The sequence below is a fragment of the Psychrobacter sp. S1-30-MNA-CIBAN-0213 genome, from assembly GCF_040309845.1.
In the GTDB taxonomy this organism is placed as follows: domain Bacteria; phylum Pseudomonadota; class Gammaproteobacteria; order Pseudomonadales; family Moraxellaceae; genus Psychrobacter.
In genome coordinates this window covers 1-25974 of sequence record NZ_JBEOPE010000012.1, presented here as the reverse complement: position 1 = coordinate 25974, position 25974 = coordinate 1, and the positions used below count along the sequence as shown (strand labels likewise).

Annotated in this window: 21 protein-coding genes; 9 read left to right on the top strand and 12 right to left on the bottom strand. The window is 41.9% G+C overall.

What is annotated here, in order from left to right; genetic code table 11:
- Positions 1-199 precede the first annotated feature (199 nt).
- From ribD to rpmH, 7 genes are all read right to left on the bottom strand, one after another.
- Positions 200-1255, bottom strand: a complete 1056-nt coding sequence (ribD, locus tag AAEY87_RS11090) for a bifunctional diaminohydroxyphosphoribosylaminopyrimidine deaminase/5-amino-6-(5-phosphoribosylamino)uracil reductase RibD (protein WP_350657215.1) — start codon at positions 1253-1255, stop codon at positions 200-202.
- Between the two features lie 187 nt (positions 1256-1442).
- Positions 1443-1901, bottom strand: a complete 459-nt coding sequence (nrdR, locus tag AAEY87_RS11085) for a transcriptional regulator NrdR (protein ID WP_350657214.1) — start codon at positions 1899-1901, stop codon at positions 1443-1445.
- Between the two features lie 109 nt (positions 1902-2010).
- A complete protein-coding gene (gene mnmE, locus AAEY87_RS11080) occupies positions 2011-3474 on the bottom strand; it encodes a tRNA uridine-5-carboxymethylaminomethyl(34) synthesis GTPase MnmE (protein ID WP_350657213.1) in 1464 nt (487 codons plus the stop codon).
- Between the two features lie 184 nt (positions 3475-3658).
- Complete coding sequence (gene yidC / locus AAEY87_RS11075) at positions 3659-5341, bottom strand: membrane protein insertase YidC (RefSeq protein ID WP_350657212.1); 1683 nt, start codon at positions 5339-5341, stop codon at positions 3659-3661.
- 242 nt (positions 5342-5583) lie between these two features.
- A complete protein-coding gene (yidD, locus tag AAEY87_RS11070; protein WP_350657211.1) occupies positions 5584-5961 on the bottom strand; it encodes a membrane protein insertion efficiency factor YidD in 378 nt (125 codons plus the stop codon).
- Position 5962: 1 nt separating this feature from the next.
- A complete protein-coding gene (rnpA, locus tag AAEY87_RS11065) occupies positions 5963-6334 on the bottom strand; it encodes a ribonuclease P protein component (RefSeq protein ID WP_068038808.1) in 372 nt (123 codons plus the stop codon).
- A 186-nt stretch (positions 6335-6520) separates the two neighbouring features.
- Complete coding sequence (rpmH, locus tag AAEY87_RS11060) at positions 6521-6655, bottom strand: 50S ribosomal protein L34 (protein WP_007394757.1); 135 nt, start codon at positions 6653-6655, stop codon at positions 6521-6523.
- 591 nt (positions 6656-7246) lie between these two features.
- Between rpmH and dnaA the strand changes: the two genes are divergently transcribed.
- The 5 genes from dnaA (at position 7247) to AAEY87_RS11035 (ending at position 15520) form a co-directional block, all read left to right on the top strand.
- Positions 7247-8692 carry a chromosomal replication initiator protein DnaA gene (dnaA, locus tag AAEY87_RS11055; RefSeq protein WP_068329983.1) on the top strand — a complete coding sequence of 482 codons (1446 nt, stop codon included), beginning with the start codon at positions 7247-7249 and terminating at the stop codon, positions 8690-8692.
- 149 nt (positions 8693-8841) lie between these two features.
- Entirely contained in the window at positions 8842-10017 is a 1176-nt protein-coding gene (dnaN, locus tag AAEY87_RS11050; RefSeq protein ID WP_068033534.1) for a DNA polymerase III subunit beta, read from the top strand.
- A gap of 172 nt (positions 10018-10189) precedes the next feature.
- A complete protein-coding gene (gene recF / locus AAEY87_RS11045; RefSeq protein WP_068325268.1) occupies positions 10190-11416 on the top strand; it encodes a DNA replication/repair protein RecF in 1227 nt (408 codons plus the stop codon).
- Between the two features lie 571 nt (positions 11417-11987).
- A complete protein-coding gene (gene gyrB, locus AAEY87_RS11040; protein WP_350657210.1) occupies positions 11988-14615 on the top strand; it encodes a DNA topoisomerase (ATP-hydrolyzing) subunit B in 2628 nt (875 codons plus the stop codon).
- 278 nt (positions 14616-14893) lie between these two features.
- Positions 14894-15520, top strand: coding sequence for a manganese efflux pump MntP (locus tag AAEY87_RS11035; RefSeq protein ID WP_350657209.1), 627 nt, complete (start codon positions 14894-14896; stop codon positions 15518-15520).
- Between the two features lie 98 nt (positions 15521-15618).
- Here the strand turns inward: AAEY87_RS11035 and rlmF are convergent, their stop codons facing one another.
- Together rlmF and AAEY87_RS11025 are read right to left on the bottom strand one after the other, a co-directional pair.
- Positions 15619-16677 (bottom strand): 23S rRNA (adenine(1618)-N(6))-methyltransferase RlmF, encoded by a 1059-nt coding sequence (gene rlmF / locus AAEY87_RS11030; protein WP_350657208.1) that lies wholly within the window; start codon positions 16675-16677, stop codon positions 15619-15621.
- A 29-nt stretch (positions 16678-16706) separates the two neighbouring features.
- The gene (locus AAEY87_RS11025; RefSeq protein ID WP_350657207.1) at positions 16707-17480 is read right to left on the bottom strand and encodes a LysE family translocator; all 774 of its coding nucleotides are present in this window, start codon (positions 17478-17480) and stop codon (positions 16707-16709) included.
- A 343-nt stretch (positions 17481-17823) separates the two neighbouring features.
- Here AAEY87_RS11025 and AAEY87_RS11020 point away from each other — a divergent pair, with 343 nt between their 5' ends.
- On the top strand, positions 17824-18627 hold the full coding sequence (locus tag AAEY87_RS11020; RefSeq protein ID WP_350657206.1) for a crotonase/enoyl-CoA hydratase family protein: 804 nt from the start codon (positions 17824-17826) through the stop codon (positions 18625-18627).
- 96 nt (positions 18628-18723) lie between these two features.
- Entirely contained in the window at positions 18724-19671 is a 948-nt protein-coding gene (locus AAEY87_RS11015) for an AEC family transporter (protein ID WP_350657205.1), read from the top strand.
- Positions 19672-19919: 248 nt separating this feature from the next.
- On the opposite strand, the gene AAEY87_RS11010 is transcribed toward AAEY87_RS11015, so the two are convergent.
- On the bottom strand, positions 19920-20744 hold the full coding sequence (locus AAEY87_RS11010) for a hypothetical protein (RefSeq protein WP_350657204.1): 825 nt from the start codon (positions 20742-20744) through the stop codon (positions 19920-19922).
- A gap of 523 nt (positions 20745-21267) precedes the next feature.
- On the opposite strand from AAEY87_RS11010, the gene AAEY87_RS11005 reads away from it, so the two are divergent.
- Positions 21268-22440 carry a MalY/PatB family protein gene (locus AAEY87_RS11005; protein ID WP_350657202.1) on the top strand — a complete coding sequence of 391 codons (1173 nt, stop codon included), beginning with the start codon at positions 21268-21270 and terminating at the stop codon, positions 22438-22440.
- Between the two features lie 190 nt (positions 22441-22630).
- Here AAEY87_RS11005 and AAEY87_RS11000 read toward each other — a convergent pair whose 3' ends face one another.
- Together AAEY87_RS11000 and AAEY87_RS10995 are read right to left on the bottom strand one after the other, a co-directional pair.
- Positions 22631-23074 (bottom strand): BCCT family transporter, encoded by a 444-nt coding sequence (locus AAEY87_RS11000; RefSeq protein WP_350657201.1) that lies wholly within the window; start codon positions 23072-23074, stop codon positions 22631-22633.
- 31 nt (positions 23075-23105) lie between these two features.
- Positions 23106-23636: a cupin domain-containing protein gene (locus AAEY87_RS10995; protein WP_350657200.1), complete on the bottom strand. Its 531-nt coding sequence runs from the start codon at positions 23634-23636 to the stop codon at positions 23106-23108.
- Between the two features lie 284 nt (positions 23637-23920).
- On the opposite strand from AAEY87_RS10995, the gene guaA reads away from it, so the two are divergent.
- Positions 23921-25540 (top strand): glutamine-hydrolyzing GMP synthase, encoded by a 1620-nt coding sequence (guaA, locus tag AAEY87_RS10990; protein WP_350657199.1) that lies wholly within the window; start codon positions 23921-23923, stop codon positions 25538-25540.
- The last annotated feature ends 434 nt before the right edge of the window (positions 25541-25974 follow it).

Genomic DNA, 25974 nt, shown 5'->3' with positions numbered 1-25974 from the left:
GAATTTGTTGAACTATAAACCCAAGCCATTGATTAATATGTACTTTTATTTATTTTTCAATAAAAATTTCGATCTATTAGTTTCATGTGAAACAAAGTTATACACAGTTTCATGTGAAACCCAATGTAAAACCAGCTACTTATCCACACTTAGTACATATTTAGCACAGATTGTGGATAAGCTGTTTATAAATAACAAGTTATAGAGGGTGCAAGGTCAGTTTAAGATCAGGAGTTAGTTGTTCATGTCTATGAATATCAAACCGTAGCTGCTGAGCTAAAGTTAAGGGATTGAAATCGACCATCGGTCGTGCTTGCGCTCCTAATAAACAAGGTGCTTGATAGACAATTAACTCATCTACCAATTGTTGGCTTAAAAAGCTACCAGCGACGCTAGCGCCCGCTTCTACCAATACGTCATAGCATTGATGCTCACTGACTAAATTTTTAAGTAATGCCGTTAAGTTATCTTCACGCCAATAAAGCGTATCTGCTTGGCGGCATAACTGATAATCAGACTGTAGACTGTATTCTAAGCGCTGGCGTCTATCGAGTATCACTATCTTTGGAGCCGGAACTTGCTCAGCAGGCACACTTAATTGAGTAGAGCGCACGTTAAGCTGTGGATTGTCAGCAATAACGGTCTCACTGCCTGTAATGATTGCGCCACTTTGCGCACGTAGCTTTTGTACATCCTCACGAGCCGCTGTCGAAGTAATCCATTTCGACTCCCCAGACGCCATCGCTGTACGACCGTCAAGGCTAGTGGCGATTTTGAGACGTACATAAGGCATTTGGGTACGCATCGCCTTTAAAAACCCACGGTTCAATGCCTCTGCTTGCTCTGTTAGTACACCAACCGTGACTGCAATGCCGGCCTGCTCTAAAAGTCTCACACCGCGTCCAGCAACTTGTGGATTAGGATCAAGACCGGCAATCACGACACGTTTTACACCAGCCTTAATAAGACCCAAAGCGCATGGTGGCGTACGCCCTGTATGACTACAAGGCTCTAAAGTCACATAAGCGGTTGCTCCTATTGCCTGCGCACCAGCATCTTTGAGCGCAAATACTTCCGCATGGGGCTCACCAGCTTTGGGATGGAATCCTTGACCAACTATCGTCTCTGCTTGAACGATGACACAGCCTACGGCTGGATTAGGCCTAGTGGTATATAAACCTTGCTTAGCTTGCTCAATAGCGAGCATCATAAAGTAGCAGTCTTGCGCATCTTGAGCGTGATTTGGAATCGACATAGAGGTAGACTTAATTTATAAGAGAAAATTGAAGCAAGTTATAGTAAATTCGCTATAAAAACGATACAGCGAGACTGGTATAAATTTTTTGCAGCCTCTGTCAGCGTAGACACAGCAAGCAAGAAAAATTTATACCAGTTGCGCATCACATTACAACGTATTGATTTTATTTGGTATCGACTATAGCTTATTTTTCATTAGGACGGATGTTGGCAATCTCTTGATGAAACGCATCGATATCTTGAAAATCACGATAGACACTGGCAAAGCGCACATAAGCAACATCATCTAATGTTTTAAGCTCACTCATAATAATCTCGCCCAAGACCTTACTACTAATCTCTCGCTCACCCATCTGTCTGACCCGCTTCTCAATACGGCTAATCATTGCCTCTTGCTCATCAATTGTGATGGGGCGCTTCTGTAAGGGTAATAAGATGGAGCGACGCAGTTTCTCATTATCATAGGGCTCAATCTTGCCACTTGATTTGATAATTCTTGGCATCACGACTTCTACCATCTCAAAGGTCGTAAACCGCTCTTGACAGCTACTACAGGAACGGCGACGGCGCACTTGCGCACCTTCCGCAGCAAGACGCGAGTCGATAACTTTGGTCTCTGACGCGTTACAATACGGGCAGTGCATAGCGTTTTCCTTATTTTAATATTAAGAGCAAGAGCCTTTATTCATCAAACCAAAACGTTAAAAATTTAACATTTTATATAGAGTAGTCAAAAATAAATACATCTGCTAATCACTTACCAATACAAAAACTGCCAAATATTTTACCCAATAGGTCATCAGCACTAAATTCACCAGTGATCTCACCCAAACTGTGCTGAGCTTGACGTAAGCTTTCAGCAACGAGCTCACCTGCTTGAAAAATAGTTAGCTGTTCGTGCGCCTCTGCTAAATAATCAGCCGTCCGCCTCAGCGCATCTAAGTGCCGTGTACGGGCAATGAGGCTGTTTTCTGGTGGATGAAAGCCTACCTTAGCACACAATACTTCAACTAGCGTATCGATGCCAGCGCCTGTTTCACATGAAACATTGACTTGTTCATAACCTCGGTCTTTTACTTCATTTTGCGACACAGAGATTGTTTTTTCACTATTAGTATCGTTTAATAAATCACTTTTATTAGCAATAATCAATAAGCGTTTGGCCTCTGGTAGCTCACCAAATAGCTGTTCTGCAAGCTGTAATGGTGTACTCTCTTCTTCAAGATCACGAGTAACGTCGTAGACCATCAACAGCATATCAGCCTGTGTAATGGCAGTACGCGCACGCTCAATACCTATACGCTCTACGGTATCTTCTGTGTCACGTAGACCTGCCGTATCGGTGAGATGCAGTGTTAGACCATTAAGCACGACGGTCTCTTGCAGCGTATCACGAGTCGTACCTGCTACATCAGTGACGATAGCGCGCTCTTGTCCGGCCAGACGATTGAGCAAGCTTGATTTGCCTGCGTTTGGTCTGCCCGCTAAGACCACATGAATACCGTCACGTAATAACTGACCTTGTTTTGCCGTCGCCAACACTTGCTGTATCTTGTCTTGTGTTTGCTCAAGTTTATTTTGTATGACGCCGTCAGATAAGAAGTCTACGTCCTCTTCATCAGGGAAATCAATGGCAGCTTCAACGTGCAAACGCAGATGAATAAGTTGCTCTAATAGCTGATTAATCTTTTGTGAAAATTCACCACTGAGTGAACGAATGGCACTACTAGCAGCAGCGGCACTGGTCGCGTCAATAGCATCTGCGATAGCTTCTGCTTGCACCAAATCCAATTTATCATTATCAAAAGCACGATAAGAGAACTCGCCTGCACTGGCTTGTTTTGCGCCTAGCTCAAATACTCGCGCTAGCAACTGGTTTTGCAAAATCATGCCACCATGCCCTTGCAGCTCAATCACATCTTCACCTGTGAATGAATGCGGACCTTTAAAGTACAGTATTAACCCTTCATCAATGACCGTGCCATCAGCTTGATAAAAACGGCAAAAACTGGCCATACGTGGCGTAAAAGCAGACTTACCAGTTAGCACACAGGCAATATCATAAGCACGCGCACCTGACAGACGTATAACGCCCACACCACCACGTCCAAGCGGTGTGGCGATGGCGGCAATCGTGGCCAATCCAGATGAGTTAGACTTTCTAGATGAATCAGGTACGGCTAATGCCAACTCTAAGGAATCCACAATTACTCTCATTAACTAAAAACTCCATTATAGACGGCTGAAGACAGACTGACAAAGCAAACTTTAAATAGCAATATTCTGATGTTGTTTTACTCTTTTTTATTCAGTGTCAATTGAATGCGATATAAGATTGTCACGTATAAAAAAACCACCGCTTGCGCGATGGTCCTTATTATTTACATGTATTAATTAGCTATCAATCAAGAACTTTAACAGTACGTTGTTTTTGCTCTTCTTCTACTTTTTTGTTTACAATGTATTGATGCGTCATACTAAATAAGTTGTTCACCGTCCAGTACAACACTAGACCTGCTGGGAAGAACAGCATGAAAGCGGTAAAGATAATCGGTAAAAACTTCATGACTTTCGCTTGCATTGGATCAGCTGGCTGCGGGTTTAGCTGCTGCTGTACAAACATTGAAGCACCCATCAGTAGTGGCAATATAAACCACGGATCCATCGCTGATAAATCCTGAATCCACAAGATCCATGGCGCATGACGCAGCTCAACACTTTCGACCAATACCCAATATAACGCTAAGAAAATCGGCATCTGCATCAATATTGGCAAACAACCTGCCATTGGATTGACTTTTTCTTCTTTATAAATGCCCATCATTTCTTGCGACATTTTCATTCTATCGTCGCCATGCTCTTCTTTAAGCGCCGCCAATCTCGGTGCAATAGCTCGCATCTTTGCCATCGAATAGTAGCTCTTATTAGAGAACCACATTAAGGCAAATTTAACCAAGATAGTCAGAACAATAATTGACCAACCCCAGTTACCAATGATTTTGTGGATACCATCAAGTATGGCGAATAAGATTTTTGATATTGGCCATAATAGTCCATAATCAACGGTCTTGTTCAGACCTACAGCTACGTCTTTAAGCTCAGACTGTACTTTTGGTCCTGCATATAATGTTGCATTTAACGTTACTTGCTTGTTAGGCGCAACATTGACAGGCTGACTATTAAAGCCAATAAAATAATCACTACCAGTTTCACGACTAAAGAATTTACCTGTAAAGTTTTCAGGGGTCCATGCAGATACAAAATAATGCTGCACTATTCCAACCCAACCTTTGTCACTGGTAGTAGTCAACTCACCATCGCTAAACTTGCCAAACTTCAGCTTATTATAGGGATCGTCAGGTGTACCCCAAGCGCCGCCCAAATAGGTCGCCATGCTCAGCGCACCTTTATCAGACATACCAGGATCTTTACTATCGTCGCGTTTTAACTGTGCAAACATTTGACCTTGCCAAGCATTCGCAGAAGCGTTTTGGATCTGATAACTAATATCAATAGGATATTTATCTTGGGTGAAGGTAAAAGTCTTGGTAATTGTCACGCCATCTTTTTTATAAGTTAGCGGTACTGACAACGTTTTTTGCCCTTCGTTCATCGCATAATTGCTAGCAGTATGGCTGTAATTAGCACGGCCTTCTGCTGTATCAATACCATCTTGACCAATTAGACCAGATTGAGCGACGTAAACACGATTGCTGTTATTCTCTAACAATACGAAAGGCTCATCGCTATCGAGCGTAGCGTCATACTGCTTAAGAGCAGCATAGACGATGTCGCCGCCTTCTGGATTGATTTTGATGTCATAGCGATCAGTCGTTACCGTGATTAGACCTGAATTTTTAGCAGGTGTCGTAGTCACAGCACCAGTATCGACAGGTGATGTCTGCACTGGAATATCACCTGCTGCACCGGTAGTAGATGGAATGTCAGCACCTACTGACGTTGCAGCTTCTGGCGCAGTGTCTACAGCTGGTGCATCAGCATAATCATCTCGCCATGCCAAAATCAGCAGATAAGCGGTGATTAGCATCGCAATGATGATCATCACCCGAAATATCTTTTGCATAAACCTTTCCTAGATTAAAAAATTAGGGAATGAAAAATTAGGGCATGTGTCCTGACTTTACAGCACAGCTATATTCATAACTGACAACTGTATTGGTAGTCATTTACATAAAATGTGCATCATTTTACTAAAATTTCGTCTCGAATGATACCAAGAGTGTGGATAACTTGTGGGTAACTAAATAGAAGTGATGAAATAATATGCCAACAGCAAACATAATAAGGAGTCTATTGTGGCGCACCTTAAGAGATTGACTTCATCAAGTAGTTTAAACGTGAAACATAACTCTGGCTATCTTTGTACACCCCAAACCCTTGTGCCCTGAAATTAACTAATGTAGTAGAGGGTAGATATTGATAACTATAAGACGCTAAAGGTAAGGGTACAAAATTAATACCATGCCCACCTAAAGGATGACAGCTTCCAATACGTTTTAACAGCAGCCAGCTCCCTGCCCGAACCCCATGCCATGCCAAAGCCTGTTTGCCATAGTTCGAACACGTTGGATAATAACGACAACGGGCAGGTAATATTGGACTTATTACCTTTTGATAAAAAATAATTAAGATATATAAAAACTTATAAATAAAATTTTTTTTAGCTTTAAAAAAATAATTCATTTTATTTTTTTTCTATTTTTTTAAATATATTATTTATTTGATTTTTTAATTCTTTATTATCTATGCCTTTTATAGATTTTTTAACAATAAATACAATATCTTTATTTTCTAATATAAAAGACTTTGTTCGAAACTGCTCACGTATTTGACGTTTAATTAAATTCCTAGCAACAGCAGTAGGTACTTTGCGTTTAGTAATAGCCATGCCCACACGTGGTTGCTCATGAGTATTAGTGCGTACGAAAGCCATTAAATGACTCTGATGGAGCTTACGCTCAGGTGCATCAAATACCTCACGAAAGGCAGCAGGCGTCAGTAGACGTTGCTCTTTAGTGAAGCGGGCGGTAGGTGTAGCTGAGTTAGTATTGGGCATAGTACAACCTAAAATAGAAGCTAATGACAACATCAGATGTAATAGTAAAATGTAGAAACAAAAAAAGCGCCGATGTGGGCGCTTTTAATATATGGCTACGTGTCAGTTGTGATGATTGACTATCGCAATCTATAATTAATAAATACAAAACAAGCACTATTAGCCATGCTTATCGCAATCTACTGATTATACAGTAAGGCGATGACGTCCTTTAGCGCGGCGACGAGCTAAGACCTGACGGCCTTTTTTAGTTGCCATACGAGCACGGAAACCGTGAGTACGTTTACGCTTGATCACGCTTGGTTGGAATGTACGTTTCATAACTCACCTATCAAAATAATGGACTAAATTCGTAATAACGGAGGATTATACCATTCCATTATATTTTGGTCAATAAACTAATTTACTGTGTTATTAACCCATCATTTTTATTCAAGTGATGACCAGTTTTTACTCACTTATTATTTGTTAAATTGAATGGTTAAATATCTATTTGATAGGTATCTTGTGCAAAAGTTATCCACAGAATTAGTCGAACTCTATAATAACTAATTAATTAATATATATAAGTATTGTTGTTATTGGGGACCATATTATCTGTGGTTAAGTCGAATTTATTGTTTGTTATCAAAATACTAAGCTATGGGTAAACCTGTGGATAACCTGTGGGTGAAATATGGATAACTTGGCTTATTGACTTATCCACAAAACTGTCCACAGTCTTATCCACAAAAAACAGGATGTTATCCACAGGCTATCTGTGTTAAATTAGCCCCCAGCTTGATGTGCGGTTTTGGCTTGTTCAACGCTATTACTTTTATGCAGTACGCATAAGTTATAGCGACTAAAGAGTTACAAGCAAAAGCGTTGATGCACACTTATTTATTTTAGGTTATGGGGTTCGTACTTTTCATGATAGATACAGCAGCTATTTGGGATAAATGCCTAAACGATTTACGTTATCACGTTAAAGATAATGTATTTACTATGTGGTTAAGACCACTATCAGCACATCAAGAAGCGCAGACACTTATTATTCTTGCCCCTAATGATTACTTTGTAACGTATATCAAAAAAAACCATTTGCATGATATTCAGCAGCTGGTAGCTAAGCATAGCCAAGGCAGTATTGAAGAAGTTATTGTGCGTGTTGATAACGCTGGCCGTGACATTGAAGATAATAATCAGCTTGAGTCAGGTTCCTTATTTGCAGAAGATAAGCCCTCCCCTACCCTTGCAGATCACAATTTTGAAACGACGCATAATAATATTGCTAGAGCAGATATTGATGCCAACACGCGTCATGCAGAATTGGTCGACTCAGCCGATGCTAAGTCATTAAGTTATCTTAACCCTGATTTTACCTTCGAAACCTTTGTCACCGGTAAGTCTAATAATTTAGCTTACAAGGCATGTTATGAGCTTAGTAAGCGCCAATCAAAGAATCGTCACAATCCTTTATTTATATACGGTCCTTCAGGATTGGGAAAAACGCATTTAATGCATTCTGTAGCACATCGCTATTTAAAAAATAATAGAAGTTTTTATTATTTCACTTCTGAAAAATTTATTAATCAATTAGTTTATTCATTAAGAAATAATAAAATAGAAGATTTTAAAAAGAAAATAAAAAAAGTAGATTTATTAATTGTAGATGATATTCACGTATTAGCTGGAAAGACTAAAAGCAGCAATGAGTTTTTGACTTTATTTGCTGATTTTACTAGTGGTGATAAGCAGTTAATTTTGGCTTCTGATCGTCACCCATCACAGATGACTGAATTCGACGAACGTTTTAGATCACGTTTTTCTTGGGGATTAACGGTAGCTGTTGATCCTCCAGAAATCGACACTCGCATGCAAATCTTACAAAAGAAAGCGGCATCTTATGGAATGGCACTTCCTAAAGAATGCGCGTTATTTATTGCTCAAAATGTCGTTTCAAATGTTAGGCGTTTGGAAGGTGCATTGAATCAGGTGTTTGCAAACGCTAATTTGACTGGAGCGCCGATTACTCTTGAGATGGTGCAATATGCGCTAAAAGATATCGTCGCTATGCGCGTACAAGCGGTCAATATGGACAATATTCGTAAAGTTGTCGCTGAGTACTATGATGTAACAGTTAAAGATATCATGGGGCGTAAACGTACTCGTAGTATTGCAAGACCCCGTCAAATAGCGATGGCATTAGCACGTGAGTTAACAGGTGATAGCTTTCCAGAGATTGGACAGTCATTTGGTGGGCGTGACCATACAACGGTGATGCATGCTTGTGATAAAGTTAATCAACTACGAGCAGCGGATCCTGCATTCGATAAGGACTATAAGACGCTAGCGCTGATGTTACAAGCGGCTTAGAGGAGCCTAGGATCACTATGTTTTAGTAGGGTGATATGGTTTATAATAGTCTCAGCATCTATCTACTATATGGATTATATTAGGTGGACAGTATCGAACCATTATCTATATCATTATAAAAAGAATCATTCAAATAAGAGTAACTAAGCATGCAATTATCGATTAATCGAGAGTCGTTACTAAAAGCTATTAACTTGATCGCCAAGGCTGCTGACAAGCGCCATAATATGGTTATCTTGGGTAATATTAAGCTGCAGTTGTCTGAATCTGAGCTTATTTTAACCGCCTCTGATTTAGAAGTAGAGCTGACATCGACATTGAAATTGCCGGTTGGTGCTTGTGTTGAAGCAGGTACAACGACTTTACCAGCTACTAAGTTAAGAGATATCTGTAAATCACTACCTAACCAAGCACAAGTTAACCTTGCCACTCAAGAAAACGAGCGCTGCTTGCTGACTAGTGGTAAGAGTCGCTTTACTTTAGGTACGTTGCCTAGCGAAGATTATCCAAGCTTGGGTAATCCAGAAAATATTACACCGTTGACCATCAGCCGTAGTCGTCTTACTGATCTGATTCATAAAACCCAGTTTGCGATGGCAATTCAGGATGTACGCTATTATCTAACGGGTATGCTATTTGATGTTTCACAGCAGCAACTAACTACGGTTGCTACCGATGGGCACAGACTAGCGTTGGCGCGTAGTGTCATCGATGTAAGTGCTGATCTTAATATGCAGGCTATCTTGCCACGTAAAGCAGTGATTGAGCTTGAGCGTTTGGCGTCTGAGCTTGGTAAGATGCTTGGCGATCAAGATAATCCGGTTACTTTAAGCTTCGGTCGTGAATTCTTGCAAGTTAGCCTACCATTTGGTGAAGTTGATAGTGCAGGACAGGTGAGTCAAAACTTAATGGTTACTTTTACCGCGCGTTTGATTGATGGCAAGTTCCCTGATTATCGCCGCGTTATGCCAAGTAATACCGATAAGCTGGCCTTATTCAATCAAGAAAAAATGACTGATGTGCTACGCCGTGTCGCGATTTTAAGTAACGAAAAATCACGTGGTGTAGTCTTTAATTTTGCCAGCGACGGTATGGTAGAAGTCCGTGCTAATAACGCTGAGCAAGATGAAGCCGTCGAGATGATACAAGCTAAGTATCAAGGTGAGCCGATGGAGCTGTCATTTAATGCAGCTTATCTACAAGATGTTTTAGGCGTGATCCAAGGTGATCTACAAATGCATATGAGCCAATCAAATGCCTCAGTGCTGGTCAATCAGCTTAATGATGAGTTCCATCAATATGTCATCATGCCAATGCGTATATAGCATTTTTGGTTTTTAAAAAGACGGTGAGTTAGGCTGTAAAACTTTCTTCGCATAACGGTTTTTAGCAAGTTTCTACGTTTAAAGTCTAACTCTAAATCACTAAGAAAATTACTATTGAATTAAACTTTTGCCTGCTATTAAGCAAGTTATAAAATAGGCGGCTGTCGGTACTATGATTGAACGTCTACAAGTTTCACATCTGCGTAATTTAACTCAGGTCGATCTAGAGTGTGCTGCTTGCAACGTCATCATCGGTGCAAATGGTAGTGGCAAAACATCATTACTTGAAGCTATATTTTTACTTTCAAGAGGTAAAAGCTTTCGCCACCATCAGCCTAAACGTTATATTCAGCACCATCAGAATACTACCATCGTACATTCTAAGCTCAACGATAACAGTACATTAGCTATCCAGAAACAAGCCGATGCTACAACACTTCTACGTCTTAATCAAAACACCGTTTATAATCAAAGTATCTTAACTGAACAGCTACCAACGTTACTGATAGATCCATCCACGATGGATATGTTAGAGCAGGGTAGTGCTAGCCGTCGACAATTATTAGACTGGCTAGTGTTTCACATGAAACAGGGCTTTCATCCACAATGGGTTGCTTATCAACGACTATTGAAACAGCGCAATAGTTTGCTAAAAAAGACGCGTCATTTGACTCAAGTACAGCTTGCTGAGCTAAAGTCATGGGACAAAGGTCTTAGTAATCATGCTGCACTTATCCATCATTATCGTGAACGGATATTTACTGAATGGCAGCCTTATTTTGCTCAAAGTATCGCTCAGTTATTGCCTGCTTATGCTGATCAATTGAGCCTGAGTTATAACGCTGGCTATGATACTAATGTTGGGCTAGACGTACAGCTCAATGAGCGGCTAGAGCAGGATTTACAGTTAGGATATACTCGTATTGGTAACCACCGTGCCGATATTCACGTGCATTGGCGTTCTATCGATTCAGTAGAAAAGACAAGTTTCAGTGAAGATGAAGATGAAAATATAGGTAAAGTATCAAAAGTTGAAGCGAATCCTAAACTGCCTGTCTTAAAAGAGCAGGCAGCTAATGTGTTATCTCGCGGTGAAAAAAAGCTGTTGATTACTGCTTTGCGTTTGTCTCAGTTACCACTGTTGCTTGAAACTGAAAAAGGCGTCTCTTCATCTAACAGCGATTTTCAATCAAGAGTGACACCAGTAGTACTGCTAGATGATATTACTGCAGAGCTAGATAGCAGAGCAATAGAGATATTATTGTTGACTTTAGCGCAGCTACCATGTCAGGTGTTTATGACCAGTTTGATGGATGATATTTTACCCTTAGTGCATCAGTACTGGTCAGAACCTAAAGTGTTTCATGTGAAACAGGGTGAAATTACTCGTTTTAGGTAATATCTTATTATTTGAGTAGCGTATTATCTTTTTTAACCTGATTTTCGATAAACATCTTCACTTATCTATTTATTTTTCACTCACAATTATCTTCTTTTAAACCCTATCTACCTCCCAAACTGTTCGTTATTTATCCTACCGTCTTCTTATAATCATTATTATCTTCAGAGACCAAGTAGTAGTGATAAAACTCTCAGTAAACAGTGACTTAGAAGCAAAAAAATGCTAAAATGGGGCTTTATTTTTGTCCTATTCTCAGCAAGTTATTTTGTGAATTTATATAGATGTTTTTTATTATCTATAAGCTTTTAAGTGTTTGATAACTATACGTTTCGTTTTTTATCGAGCTTCAATAATGTTTAAAACAAAACGGAAGCTTTGACTTAAAACTGAGGTACTAGTTTTAAGTCTATATTACATGTTACAAAGCTTTAGCTAACAGTGTTTTAGCTAATAATATGCATTAAAGATTTCGACCGTAAAACGTTAAGTCTAAGATAACGTCATAAGGTGTCACCGTAGTGGTGAGCTGATGATATATGGCTGATTATGGCTAGATTAAGGAATGCACATGAGTGATTCATTACCTACCGATTACGAACAACTGACGTCAGATACTATGGTGTCAGATATTGTCATTGAGACTGTTGCCTCCGCTGTTGTTCCTGAAGGACTTCCATCTGATTATAGCTCCAAAGATATTCGTGTATTGCGCGGGTTAGAAGCGGTGCGCGTGCGTCCTGGTATGTATATCGGTGATACCGATGATGGCACAGGCTTGCATCATATGGTCTTTGAGGTAGTGGATAACTCTATCGATGAGGCACTTGCTGGTCATTGTGATCAGATTGATATCATCATTCATGAAGATGAGTCAGTGAGTGTTAGCGATAATGGTCGCGGCGTCCCTGTCGATATCCATCCAGAAGAAGGCGTATCGGCAGCACAGGTTATTATGACCGTACTGCATGCTGGCGGTAAGTTCGATGATAACAGCTATAAAGTCTCAGGCGGTCTACACGGTGTAGGTGTCTCCGTGGTTAACGCTTTGTCTAAAAAGCTTGAAATGAATATTTGGCGTGAAGGTTATCACTATCATCAGACTTATACCGATGGCGTGCCTGATGCTGACATTCAACAAATGGAAGCAACTGATAGAACGGGTACTCAGATCCGCTTTTATCCTAGTACCGATGTCTTTACGGGTACCATCTTTGAATATGACATCTTAGCTAAGCGTTTACGTGAATTATCTTTTCTTAATTCGGGCGTGCGCATCGTCTTAACGGATGAGCGTATTGATAAGCGTCATGAGTTTGAACACAAAGGCGGATTGTCGGAGTTTGTCAGCTATATCAATGCGGGCAAAGACAGCGTCAATGAGATATTTCACTTTAACAGTGAGCAGGCCGACGGTATCAGTGTCGAAGTCGCGCTACAGTGGACAGATACTTATAACGAAAAAGTGCTTTGCTTTACTAACAACATTCCACAGCGTGATGGTGGTACCCATTTATCTGGTTTCCGCTCAGCGCTGACTCGTTGTTTGAACACTTATATGGATCGCGAAAACTTATTCAAAAAAGAAAAAGTGGTCGCGACCGGTGATGATGCACGTGAAGGTTTGACGGCAATTGTATCGGTTAAAGTGCCTGATCCAAAATTCTCAAGTCAGACCAAAGATAAGCTGGTATCGAGCGAAGTTAAATCTGCTGTTGAATCAGCGATGCATGATAAGTTCAATGACTATCTGCAAGAGAACCCAAGTGCTGGTAAAGCGATTGCTGGTAAGATCATCGATGCAGCTCGTGCACGTGATGCAGCTCGTAAAGCACGTGAAATGACGCGTCGTAAGACTACTTTGGATATCGCAGGTCTGCCTGGTAAATTAGCTGACTGCCAAGAAAAAGATCCAGCCTTATCAGAACTTTATATTGTGGAGGGTGACTCTGCAGGTGGTTCAGCTAAGCAAGGTCGTAGCCGTAAGACCCAAGCAATTTTGCCATTAAAAGGTAAAATTTTAAACGTTGAGCGTGCACGTTTTGACAAGATGTTATCATCTGCTGAAGTAGGCAACCTAATCACTGCGCTTGGTTGCGGTATTGGCCCTGATGAGTATAACCCTGATAAAGTACGTTATCATAAAATTATCATCATGACCGATGCGGACGTCGATGGGTCGCACATTCGTACGTTGCTGTTGACCTTCTTCTTCCGTCAAACGCCTGAGCTGATTGAGCGTGGTTATATTTATATTGCTCAACCACCGTTATATAAAGTGAAAAAAGGTCGTCAAGAGCTCTATCTAAAAGATGACGAAGCACTCAAAGCCTATTTATTGTCATCGACGATTGATAATACCAAGCTACATATCAGTGCTGACGCCCCTGCCATTACTGGGCATGCGTTAGAGACGCTACTGAATGACTATAACCAAACGCAACTGATTAAAGCGCGTTTGCAGATTCGTTTTCCAGCAGTGATTCTGGATGCTTTAACGCATACGCCAAAGCTTAGTACTGACATGACTTATGATAAGTCTGCTATGCAAGCATGGAAAGAAGCCATGCAAGCTCAGCTTAATAACTTTGGTAGTGATTTGAGCCCTGAGATTGAGTTGGTCAATATTCATGCACCGCAACCGAAAAATATGGATGCAGCGGCAGCAGATTTATTGGGTATGAAGCCAGTAGTAGAAGCTGAAGCAGGCGAAGCGTCTAATAATGAGGCGTTATCTACTAAAGCACAATGGTTGCCACGGATAACCGTCTATGTGCATCAGTTGGCACATCATTATCTGCTCGACTCTAGCTTTATTAACTCGGGCGAATATAGCAAGCTGCTACGCTTATCAAGCGAGTGGAATACTTTGTTAGAGGACAGCGCATTTATCCGTCGCGATAGTACTAGCGCTAGTAAGGACATTCCAATACGTGACTTTGATTATCTGTGGCAACAGATGATGTTAGATGCGCGTCGTGGTCTATCGGTTCAGCGCTATAAAGGGCTAGGTGAGATGAACGCCGATCAGCTTTGGGACACTACGATGGATCCTGAAAACCGTCGTATGCTACGTGTCACGATTGAAGATGCTATCGCTGCCGACCATATGTTCACTTGTTTAATGGGTGATCATGTTGAGCCGCGTCGTATCTTCATTGAAGAGAATGCGTTGACAGTCTCTAATTTAGATATTTAAATTGGCTATGAAAGTTGCTTAATAACTGTTAAATAATAAAAACCACCGCTTTGACACTTAAGGCGGTGGTTTTTTAATATTAGAGTTGTTTCACGTGAAACTTAATTAAGAATTGCGTTCTGCTGGAATAAATTTTTCTTGCTTGCTGTGCGCTTCGCACTCCAGAGGCTTCGCAAAATTTATTCCAGCAGCGCTGAATTCTTTTTAAATTTAATCGACTATAGACACTTTCCTAAAGTGTCCCAGTTATAAATTATTAGTATAAGCGAAAAAATAAAATGATCGAAGTCGTGTTACTTGCCGTTGCTCTAGCAATGGACGCATTCGCCGTCGCGATTGGGCTGGGTGCCAAGTCGCAAAAACAGAGTAAGCAATATTTATGGCGTTTAGCTATTTATGCTGCGTTATATTTTGGGATTGCGCAGGGAGTGATGCCACTTATCGGCTATTTATTAGGCGCGGCCCTCTTAGGTTGGCTGGCTGCTGCTGCACCTTGGATAGGAGGCATTATACTTATCGGTCTCGGTGGTAAAATGCTTTATGAGGTTTTTGCTGGCTATGGGGAAGATGCGGTAGATAGTGCGCTTCATCTAAAAGCCGATGCTAATAATGCAGTTACGACTATTGAGGCTATTAATAAGGGTCATCAAACTATCAATCATCGCACCATGTTTACGCTCGCGATTGCGACTAGCATTGATGCGATGGCAGCAGGCTTTACCCTTAATTTATTGGCGCTTAATGCGTGGTTAGCTTGTTTAATTATTGCGCTAGTAACCGCTGGATTTGGTTTGTTTGGTGTTTATTTAGGTTGGCGCTCAGGTACATGGCTAGAGGATAAAGCGGAAGCGTTGGGCGGCTTGGTGCTTATCGCAATTGGGCTAAAAGTTATGTTTTTCGCCTAAAAAAACATTTTATTTTCTCAATAAAAAGCACCGTTCTGGACTCCAGAGCGGTGCTTTATTTGGTTTCACGTGAAACTTTTTATTTATATGACCAACGATTACTCTTCGTCAGTGTTGAAACGCCATGCCAATACACGGGTGTTTTTTTGACCTTGGCTCATCTCAATAATGCGCATTTGGGCGACATCGAGTTGTTTTAACAGTAGTTGCAAAGGTTTTACGTTTTCCGACTTGGAGACGAGGGTAGTAAACCAGCCAACATGCTCGGCGAAGTCTTGACTCTCTTTTGCCATCTTGGTCAAAAAGGCAATCTCACCGCCCTCACTCCACAGCTCTTTATGCTGACCACCGAAGTTTAGGTTTTGCGCGGCATTACCAGTCTTCGTTGAGTGTCGGCTTATTTGCTCATTTTCATTCTTACCGCGATGTCTTTGTAAATTGTGCTGCTTGCGGGTATTGGCTTCCATCGCTTCCTCTAATGAGGCATGGAATGGGGGATTGCAAACGACCACATCAAAGTAATCTTGGCGACCGATAATATTCTTAAAAATACGTTTAGGCTCAGGTTGTAGTTTTACTTTAACCGCACCTTTTAACTTCGGATTGGCTTCGCAAATAAGCGCTGCGGTATTGACCGAAATAGGGTCGATATCGCTAGCCGTAAAACGCCAACCGTAGCTTTGGCTACCAATAATTGGATAAATGGCACTGGCACCCGTACCAATATCGAGGGCGTGGATTTCTTTACCAGTAGGTGGTGTATTGTCGTCATTAATGTGCGTGGTTTGAGCCAATAAGTCAGCGATGTAATGAATATAATCGGCACGACCAGGAATAGGCGGACAGAGATAGCCTTCTGGAATGTCCCAAAACTTGACGCCATAATAATGAGCCAATAGCGCCTGATTGAGCACTCGTACGGCTTGATGGTCAGAGAAGTTAATCGTCGGCTCGCCATTAGGATTGGTAATAGTATGCTTGGCAAGCTCAGGTAAGGCGCGAGTCAATACGGCAAAGTCGTAGCGACCTTGATGTGGATTGCGCGGATGCAATTGGCCGAGTTTTTTCGCGGTCTCAGGTGAGCGGTTTCTGTGTTTATTAGTGTTTGGTCTACTGGTCATAGTGTGGGGCTTTGATGTTTGAATATAACCAACCATTTTAGCAGATTTCGCGGGTAACAAATGTCTTATCGGCTACGTAAAATGAGGTTTAATCCCAATACTATCATCGCTGTACCCAATATGCGGTCTATCCAATGCTCAAAACGCTGAAAGCGACGATGAATCGCAGGAATAGAGAGCAACATCACCACGGTGCTAAACCATGCCATCTGCAAGACCATCATCCACACGCCATAAATAGCTAACTGCCACAGTGGTATGCCGGGTGATAATACGAGGGTAAATATCGCCACGAAATATACTGGTGCTTTTGGATTGAACACATTGCAAAAAAAACCACGTCGCAGAATGGCGAACGTTGAGTCAGTATTGGTAGAGGGTTGTTTCTTAGACAGGTTCTTAGACAAGCTTTTAGCAGTAGGGCTTTGTGTTAATAATTTTTCGTTAGTAAGTGGCGGTACTTGCTTGGTAGGTGCAGATTGTGAAATATCAATGCCTGCATTTTCTAAGTTTGCCGAATTTGTTGAGGCTGCTAAATCTGACGGCTTCTTAGGTTTGGCTTGAATACCTTGCCACCCAAGATAAATAAGATAGCTACCACCCAACCATTTAATAGCGGTCAATAATGGCTGCGAATGGGCAATGACTGTCGCTAGTCCTAGCACCGAATAGATAATATGTACGGCTAAACCAAGCGTAATACCCAAACTACAAATCAAACCAGTGCGGCGACCTTTTGCTAATGTCTGTTGTGAAACCAAGACAAAATCAGGGCCAGGGGAGGCGGCAGCGAGTAGATGGACGCTGGTGATAAGCAAAAAACCGTGCCAAAATTCCATAAAATGCTCTGAGTGAAGTCTTAGTTTGGATAATGGTTGCACTTATCGTAAATCAGGTCAACTGATATTGATGGCAGCTATTAACTTCAACACTAAGATCATGCTTGCGTTGCAAGGGACGGATGTCTATATTGAAAGTGAACGATATTAAAAACACCCTACATAAATACAATCCAAAATGAATGTCTCTATCTTCGTATAGCTGGAAGAGATTTTTTTGCTTGCTGTGCGCTTTGCCAGACAGAGGCTGCAAAAATTTCTTCCAGCCATACTTTATCTATTGTGGGTTAGTCTAACTATGTCACTGACCTCATAACAGGAATAAACTTTAAAAGGAAATACCATGACTACGGAAAGTAATAACAGTACAGACAATCGCATCACTTATGAAACGGACGGCTATATCTGCCTAATCGGACTAAATCGTGCGAACAAACGCAACGCCTTTGACAGTCATATGATTCAACAACTATCTGAAGCACTTACTCATTACGATAATGACTATAACCTACGTTGTGCGCTGATATTCGCCCATGGTGAGCACTTCACGGCTGGTCTTGATCTGATGGAGCTGCAAGATAAGTGGGACAAAGGCGCGTTTGAATTTAACGATGACGAGATTGACCCGTGGGGCATCAGTGGTAAATTACGTACTAAACCTGTCGTCGTCGCGGTACAAGGCACCTGCTTTACCGCTGGGATTGAGCTGATGCTAAACAGTGATGTAGTTATCGCTAGTGATAACTGCAACTTTGCACAGATGGAAGTGCAGCGCGGTATCATGCCATTTGGCGGAGCAACGGTACGCTTCATACAGGCAGCAGGTTGGCAAAAAGCTATGCCGTATTTGCTGACTGGTAAAGCCTTTGACGCGCAAACCGCTGATAGGCTAAATCTGGTCAGTGAAGTAGTGCCGAATGGCGAAGAATACGAGCGGGCAATGACTATTGCGCAAGAGATTTGCAAAGCCGCACCGCTTGGCGTACAAGGGCTACTGTCCTCAGCACAAGATGTCAGTCGTAGTGGAACTGCGGCCGCATTGGCTAATATTCATAGCTATTTGCCGCATTTATTCCACTCAGAAGATGCCCGTGAGGGTGCAATGGCGATGGTTGAGAGAAGGGATGCTGAGTTTAAAGGTCGCTAAAGAAGGACGTTAGATTTTGGGTTTATATTTATTCTAAAATCGATTGTTTATAACAATGCTCATCTGTATCAATGCCTACAAGGGGCAATCACTACTATGTTAGATATTATTAACATCACTGCCCCTATTTTTATCATCATCGCGCTTGGCTACTTATGTGTACGCTTCAAAGTCATTGACCCCAAGCATGCGAAAGGCATGGGTAGTCTGGTGATGAATATTGCGCTGCCAGCACTGATGTTTAACGCTATCGCTGGCACGCCTTTTCAAGAAGTTATCCTACCGCATTATCTGTTTACCTATGCTTTGGGCTCAGTCATGGCTTTTATGGTTGGCATAATGCTCACCAAAGCAGTCTGGCGACAAGACAACATCTCCGCCGCTTTAAATTCCGCTGCGCTCTCGTTTTCTAACAGCGCCTTTATCGGCTTTGCTGTCGTCTCTATGGTTATCGGGTCTAGCAAGGCTGCCGCCTACTTATCGATGAACGTCCTTATCGAAAGCCTTTTAATCCTACCGATGCTGTTTGTGATGGCTGAGATGAATCCTGCTTCAACTAAGTCGCTGGCAAGCGTGCTGCTAGGCATTGGCAAAAACTTCACTCGTAATCCGCTTATCATCGCCATCGTGGTCAGTGTGATTTTCTCTATCTTTAGTATCCCTGTACCACAAGTTGTCGCCCAAACTACGCAAATGCTCACTGGCGCTGCGGCACCACTTGCCTTGTTCGTTATCGGTATGAGCCTATATGGGCTAGAGTTAAAAGGAGATTTACCAAAAATCACCACCATCGGCTTAAGTAAGCTGCTGCTGCATCCGCTGTTGGTACTGCTCGCCATCACATTAATACCTGGCGGCTCGATACAAGATAAATATGTGGCTATGCTATTTGCCTCAGCGCCGGTGTTCTCTACCATTGCTATCATCGGTCAGCATTATGGCTTGGTTGATCGCATGTCTGCTATCGTCATCGTCTCTACCGTGGGCTCATTCTTTAGTATGAGTGCGGTGCTTATTTATTGGCAGGTGACTGTCGGATTTTAGAGTCTAGGGCGTGATAGCGATAACTAAGAGGAGAGAACTGAATTTAAGGTGTTGAAGCTCTATACTTACAGCAGTAACTAAGTATTATTTAAAGAGTTTAAAGCTATAAGGTATACAGCTAATCCTAAATGAACCTGAGTACTAATTGAGCTTTTTTAGTTATCAAAAAACCCCGCAATAGCGAGGTCTTATTATCTTATCGAGTATTATTGGTTATATTTGCGCCAGCGTTAGCAGTTTGACTATGACTATTTAGCTGATTTATAGTAATCAACGAGCATAGTGCCTAAAGTGCCGTTATCATCGATAGTGACTATTCTGACGGTACCTGACTGTGACGCAGTACTTGATTGAACTTGTCCGGCATTGCCTAAGACGACTTGGTTGTTTTTAGTCGCCTTTGCTTCGTTACCGATAGCGATGCTGTTCATGCCGCCTGCCATAGATTTATTGCCTACGGCTACCGAATTTGCACCTTGTGCTGCTGCCGCCTCACCCACTGCGGTAGAACGTACCCCACTAGCGATGGCTATGTGACCAAAAGCTTGCGCACGTTCGGCAGTGGCTTTAGATTGCCAACCGATAGACGTCGAGCCTAGACCTGCGGCATTAGCTTCACCACCAACGGCGGTTGCTGAGTTCAGACCTGCATTGGCTTTATTACCGACAGCGACCGTGTCATTTGTGCCACCAGCCATGGCCGCTTCACCCACTGCGGTAGAGCGAACGCCACCAGCATTGGCTAGATGACCAAAAGCTTGCGCACGTTCAGCGGTGGCTTTGGATTGCCAACCGATAGACGTTGATCCTAGACCTGCAGCGTTGGCTTGACCACCAACAGCGGTTGCTGAATTAAGTCCTGCATTGGCTTGATTACCGATAGCAACGGTATCATTCGTACCGCCAGCAGTTGCGGTATTGCCAAGAGCGAGGGCAGTACTGCTAGTAGCATTTGTATTCATTGGTTGAGGCTCAGTGCTTGTTGCCATAGTCGTGCATGAAGCGACGCCTACGATTGCTAAAGTAAGGGCACTAATTTTGAGTGCTAAGTTTGGTAAAAAGTCCATTTTCATAATGCTAAATCCTTTTAGAAAAGCCATCTTGGCTTAGTAGGTGGTTTGGGTGGATGCTTATAGAGCATAATCCTTGCAATATCAGCGCACTCTGGCATAAATAACTCAATTATATGTAGAATTCGCAATATTAATGTAACACTAATTTTTAACCATTATTCAAATAATGATAGTGTTATATTTTTAAAGGTTATTTAAGCTGATGAATGAACAGTTATAGTCTATAAACACGCTAGCTTATTAGCTTATTAAATTAAGCAGCAAAAATATACTTATTGCGCAGTGATATTGTGAGTCAGGTATTGGTAGATGCTATGACCAGTGCCACCAATAAGCAGTAGCGTCACTTAAGAAAAATTGATTTTTCTTAAGTGACGCTACTAAAGATTGAAGTAACAGTAGTCGCAGTAATGATAAATCCTTGTATATATTACCTCTCGAATCATTATGCTATGAGTGGCTTAGAGCATAAAAACCACTGTAATATTTGGACTATAATAAATTAAAGCTACCGTAAAGGAGAATGCTGGTGTTATACAACTTTGATGAGATAATTGATAGGCGTGATACGGGGTCACTCAAATGGCATTATAGCGATGACACAATTCCGCTGTGGGTGGCGGATATGGACTTTAAAGCCGCCCAGCCTATCTTGGACACGATTGAACAAGTAGCGCAGCACGGTGTATTGGGTTATACCAAACCTACTGCGGCTTTGTATGAGTCAATTATTGAGTGGCATGGCAGTCGTTATGATTTGCGGCTGGATAAGCAAAATATCTTGTTTTCTCCGGGTGTTGTGCCAAGCTTGGCACTAATGATGAATATATTTACCGAAGTAGGTGCGGCGGTACTGGTCAATGATCCTATTTATACGCCTTTTATGACCAAGGTTGAGCAAAATAGTCGTAAGCTTGTGACCTCTGCACTAAAGGAGGTCGAAGGACAGTATCATTTAGATTTGGCTGATATCGAAGCCAAGATAGTCGAGCATGAGGTAAAGCTTTATTTGTTATGCAATCCGCACAATCCTGGCGGACGCGTGTGGACGAGGGATGAGCTTGAGGCGTTGCTGTCGATTTGTAAAAAGCACAATGTAGCGATTGTCAGTGATGAGATTCATCAAGATTTGACCTTGAGCGGTCATACGTTTACGCCTTTTTTAACGCTAGCAGAAGGTTACGCGCATAAAGTAGTCAGCCTGACCTCGATGACGAAAACATTTAACATCGCAGGTATTAAAGGCTCGATGATATTTGCTAAAGATGAGGAGTTAATCAAAAAAATCAGTCAGCAGCAGCACTTAAATGACGAGTACGAGTTGAATTTGTTTGCTTATGAGGTGATTCGTAGTGCTTATAAAGAGGGCGATGAATGGTTGGAGCAGGCACTGGTTTATATTGAAAAAAATATCGAATTAACGCTAGACTTTTTAGCAGGGCATTTGCCTGATATCAAGGTCATGCGCCCAGAGGCGTCGTATTTGATATGGCTGGATTGCTCGGCGTATGGGCAAGATGATCAAATGCTGTATGACAAGTTGAGAGAGGCCAAAGTTGAGCTGAGTGCAGGGATTAAATATGGCGCGGAAGGGCATCTTAAAATGCGCCTTAACGTGGCCTGTCCTGAAGCACTATTGAGAGAAGGGTTGAATCGTATTTATGCGACTTTTAGTGATGTCGTTAAGGACTTATAAAGCTAGCAAAAAATTCGTTCCACTAGCACTATTTCTGTTTTTGCCTTTGTTTCCAGCTCCGTTTCTAGCTCCTTTTTAAAGTAGATTAACTATTACAGATAGAAACAGCAAAAAGGTTGGACTACGTTGGTAGCCCAGCCTTTTAATTTGATATTTTAGAAAAAGCTCAAATACAGTCAATTTTCATAAGCTACTTCTCGCTTCCATTGTTTTCAGTATCCTCGCGCATTTGCTCCCATTCCTCATGCTGATGCATGATTGAGCCTTCAAGTGATACTGAGGTTTCGCCTACTTCCCACGGCGCATTATCGGGCAGCTCTTCGATATGAATGGTTTTTATATTGTAATCAGGCTGATAAGCGAGATCATAATGCGCAGCTTTAATTACCGAGACCATCATCATGGAGAGAATGATAATGAGCGGCGCACCAGCGATGATAGAAGCGGTCTGCAAGGTTTGCAGGTCTCCTAAGAACATCAAAATAGCGGGCAACAAACACAACGTGAATGCCCAAAATAGGCGATTCCAACGGTGCGGCTCATCGTCTACTTCTACTTGCACGACGGACGCCAAAATATAAGAGATGGAGTCAAAAGTCGTGGCGGTAAAGATAGTGGCTAAAGAGTTACTCATTGTGTTTTCTCTTTATATTGGATGTTAAATTTTATACCTCACCTAGATTTTCTAAGTCCACAAATTCCTTTTTACCGTGGATAGTATACATTTTGCGATTGATGTCTGGATAATTGCAAATATCAATCGGCGGTCTGTTGCCACCCATAAGATAGACTGCGTCTGTATGGCTATCATTAAGCATAGAATGCGCGTCTCCATGCGCGGGGAAACCTACGAAGTCGCCAGCAGTTAACTGATAACTGTCGTCTCCATAACGCAGTGAAAGCTGGCCAGATAGTACATAAATGAACTCGTCTGACTCTTCATGATAGTGATGCTGCGTGGTCTCATCACCCGGCTCAACGCGTACAAGATGTAAGCCAAATTTCGTCAGACCAGTGATGTCACTCAATGAAACCGTATGCCGAATGGCGTGCTCATTGAACTGGTGAACATGCTTGGTCTCAGGTGTATTTTCGATATCAGACTTGCTTAGGACATAGTTTTGAGTGCCTTTCGGCTGCTCTTGTAGTGGCCTTTTCGATAGCTCTTTGGACGGCCCTTGCAATGGTTTAGTCATCGTCTATCTCCGTTACTTTTATTTTGCACTAGGCTTATATTAGCTATAAATGCATGGTTTTATTTACTTAATTATGTATAAAAGATGATTAGCGGGCTTTTATTCTTCTAATTATTGACCTTACCGCGTCTTCTTTTGTCGCTTTTACTCTCGTCAAATTCGAATAACTGGCAATAACTACTAATAATCGTCAATAACTGCGAATAATTAATCATCTAATAGCCATTAATGTGCTCAAACTTGTTAAAATAGGCCACTAATTTTTTCTTGATGGACATTGATTTATGACCACTGCCGCTGCCACTCCTGTACTACCTACTATCAAAGAAGACCGCATCCTCATTCTCGATTTTGGCTCACAGTACAGCCAGCTTATCGCTCGCCGTGTGCGCGATTCTGGGGTGTTTTGTGAGATGTTCCCTTACGATATCGACGCTCAGCGCATCCATGACTTTGGCGCAAAAGGCATTATCTTATCGGGTGGCCCTGAGAGCGTACATGCTGAGGATAGCCCGCGTATCAATGATGCGGTGTTTGAGCTCGGCGTGCCAGTATTGGGCATTTGCTACGGTATGCAAGCGATGGCAGATCGTTTCGGCGGGCAGGTTCATGCCAGTGACATCCATGAGTTTGGTGCAGCGACGATTGATGTTAATGGTCACTCGCAGCTGACTGAAGGCATCGAAGACAGTAGCACGGAAGGCAAGTCAGCCAAGCTGAATGTATGGATGAGTCATGGCGATAAAGTGATTGAAGCGCCAGCAGGTTTCGATATTGTTGCCAGCACCCCGAGCTGTCCGATTGCGATTATGGCCGATGATACGCGCCATTATTATGGTCTCCAGTTCCATCCTGAAGTGACTCATACCTTACAAGGTGAGGCATTACTTGGTCGTTTTGTCCATCAGATTTGTGATTGTGCCGGTGACTGGACGCCAGATAATATTATCGACATGCGTATTGAACAATTACAAAAGCAAATCGGTGATAAGCAAGTATTGCTTGGTCTGTCAGGAGGCGTGGATAGTTCAGTCGTAGCAGCGCTATTGCATAAAGCCATCGGTGATCAGCTGACTTGTGTGTTCGTTGATACCGGTCTCTTGCGTTTGCATGAAGGCGATCAAGTGATGCAAATCTTCGCTGAAAATATGGGTGTAAAAGTCATCCGTGTCGATGCCGAAGATTTATTCTTAAATGCATTGGCAGGCGAGTCTGATCCAGAAGCCAAACGTAAAATCATTGGTAAAACCTTTATCGATGTCTTCGCTGATAGCGCGCGTCAAGTGAGTGAGCAAGGCGATGGCAAAGTCGTTGAGTTCTTAGCGCAGGGTACAATTTATCCGGACGTGATTGAATCAGCTAAATCGCATCAAGGCAAAGCACACGTCATTAAGAGTCATCATAACGTTGGCGGTCTGCCAGACGACTTGGCGTTTGAATTGGTTGAGCCGTTACGTGATTTATTTAAAGATGAAGTGCGTAAATTGGGTATCACACTTGGCTTACCTGCAAAAATGATTTATCGTCATCCGTTCCCAGGTCCAGGTTTGGGCGTGCGTATCTTGGGCGAAGTCACCAAAGAGTATGCCGATATCTTACGTCAAGCCGATGCGATATTTATGCAAGAGCTTGAGCGTTCTGGCTGGTATGACAAAACTGCGCAAGCGTTTGCGGTATTCCAACCAATCAAATCGGTCGGCGTGGTCGGTGATGGCCGCCGCTATGCATGGGTGATTGCGTTACGTGCCGTTGAAACCGTGGACTTTATGACTGCACGCTTTGCCCATCTGCCGTATGATTTGATTGAGACGGTATCGAATCGCATTATGAATGAAATCGCTGAAGTCTCACGCGTGACTTATGATGTGTCGAGCAAGCCGCCAGCTACTATTGAGTGGGAATAATTAATCACTTAGTCTTTGGTTAAAATAAAAAAACACTCAACTTGGTTGGGTGTTTTTTTAGTATTTACTTTTTAGTTCTATCTTCACTTAATCTATCATTAACTTCTTCGATAAGTTTAGGTATTTCTTTTGATATAAGTTCATTCTGAATGAAAAAACCTTCTATCACTTTAATTCTAAAATCAGACATATCAAATAATTTCTCTTTCAAAAAGTAGAAAACTTGATGACTCTGTATGAATAAGGTAAAAGATGCGCATAAAAAAGTAGCTTGATACCAAATGACTGCACTTGTTGTATACATGTTAGAAGATGATTGAACTAGAGTAAGAATAAGAAAAAATAATATTAATAAAGTATAGCCAAACCCATTTAAAAGTGTTATAAACTAATTATTAAACCTAATTGTTATCATAAAGACCATGACTTACTCA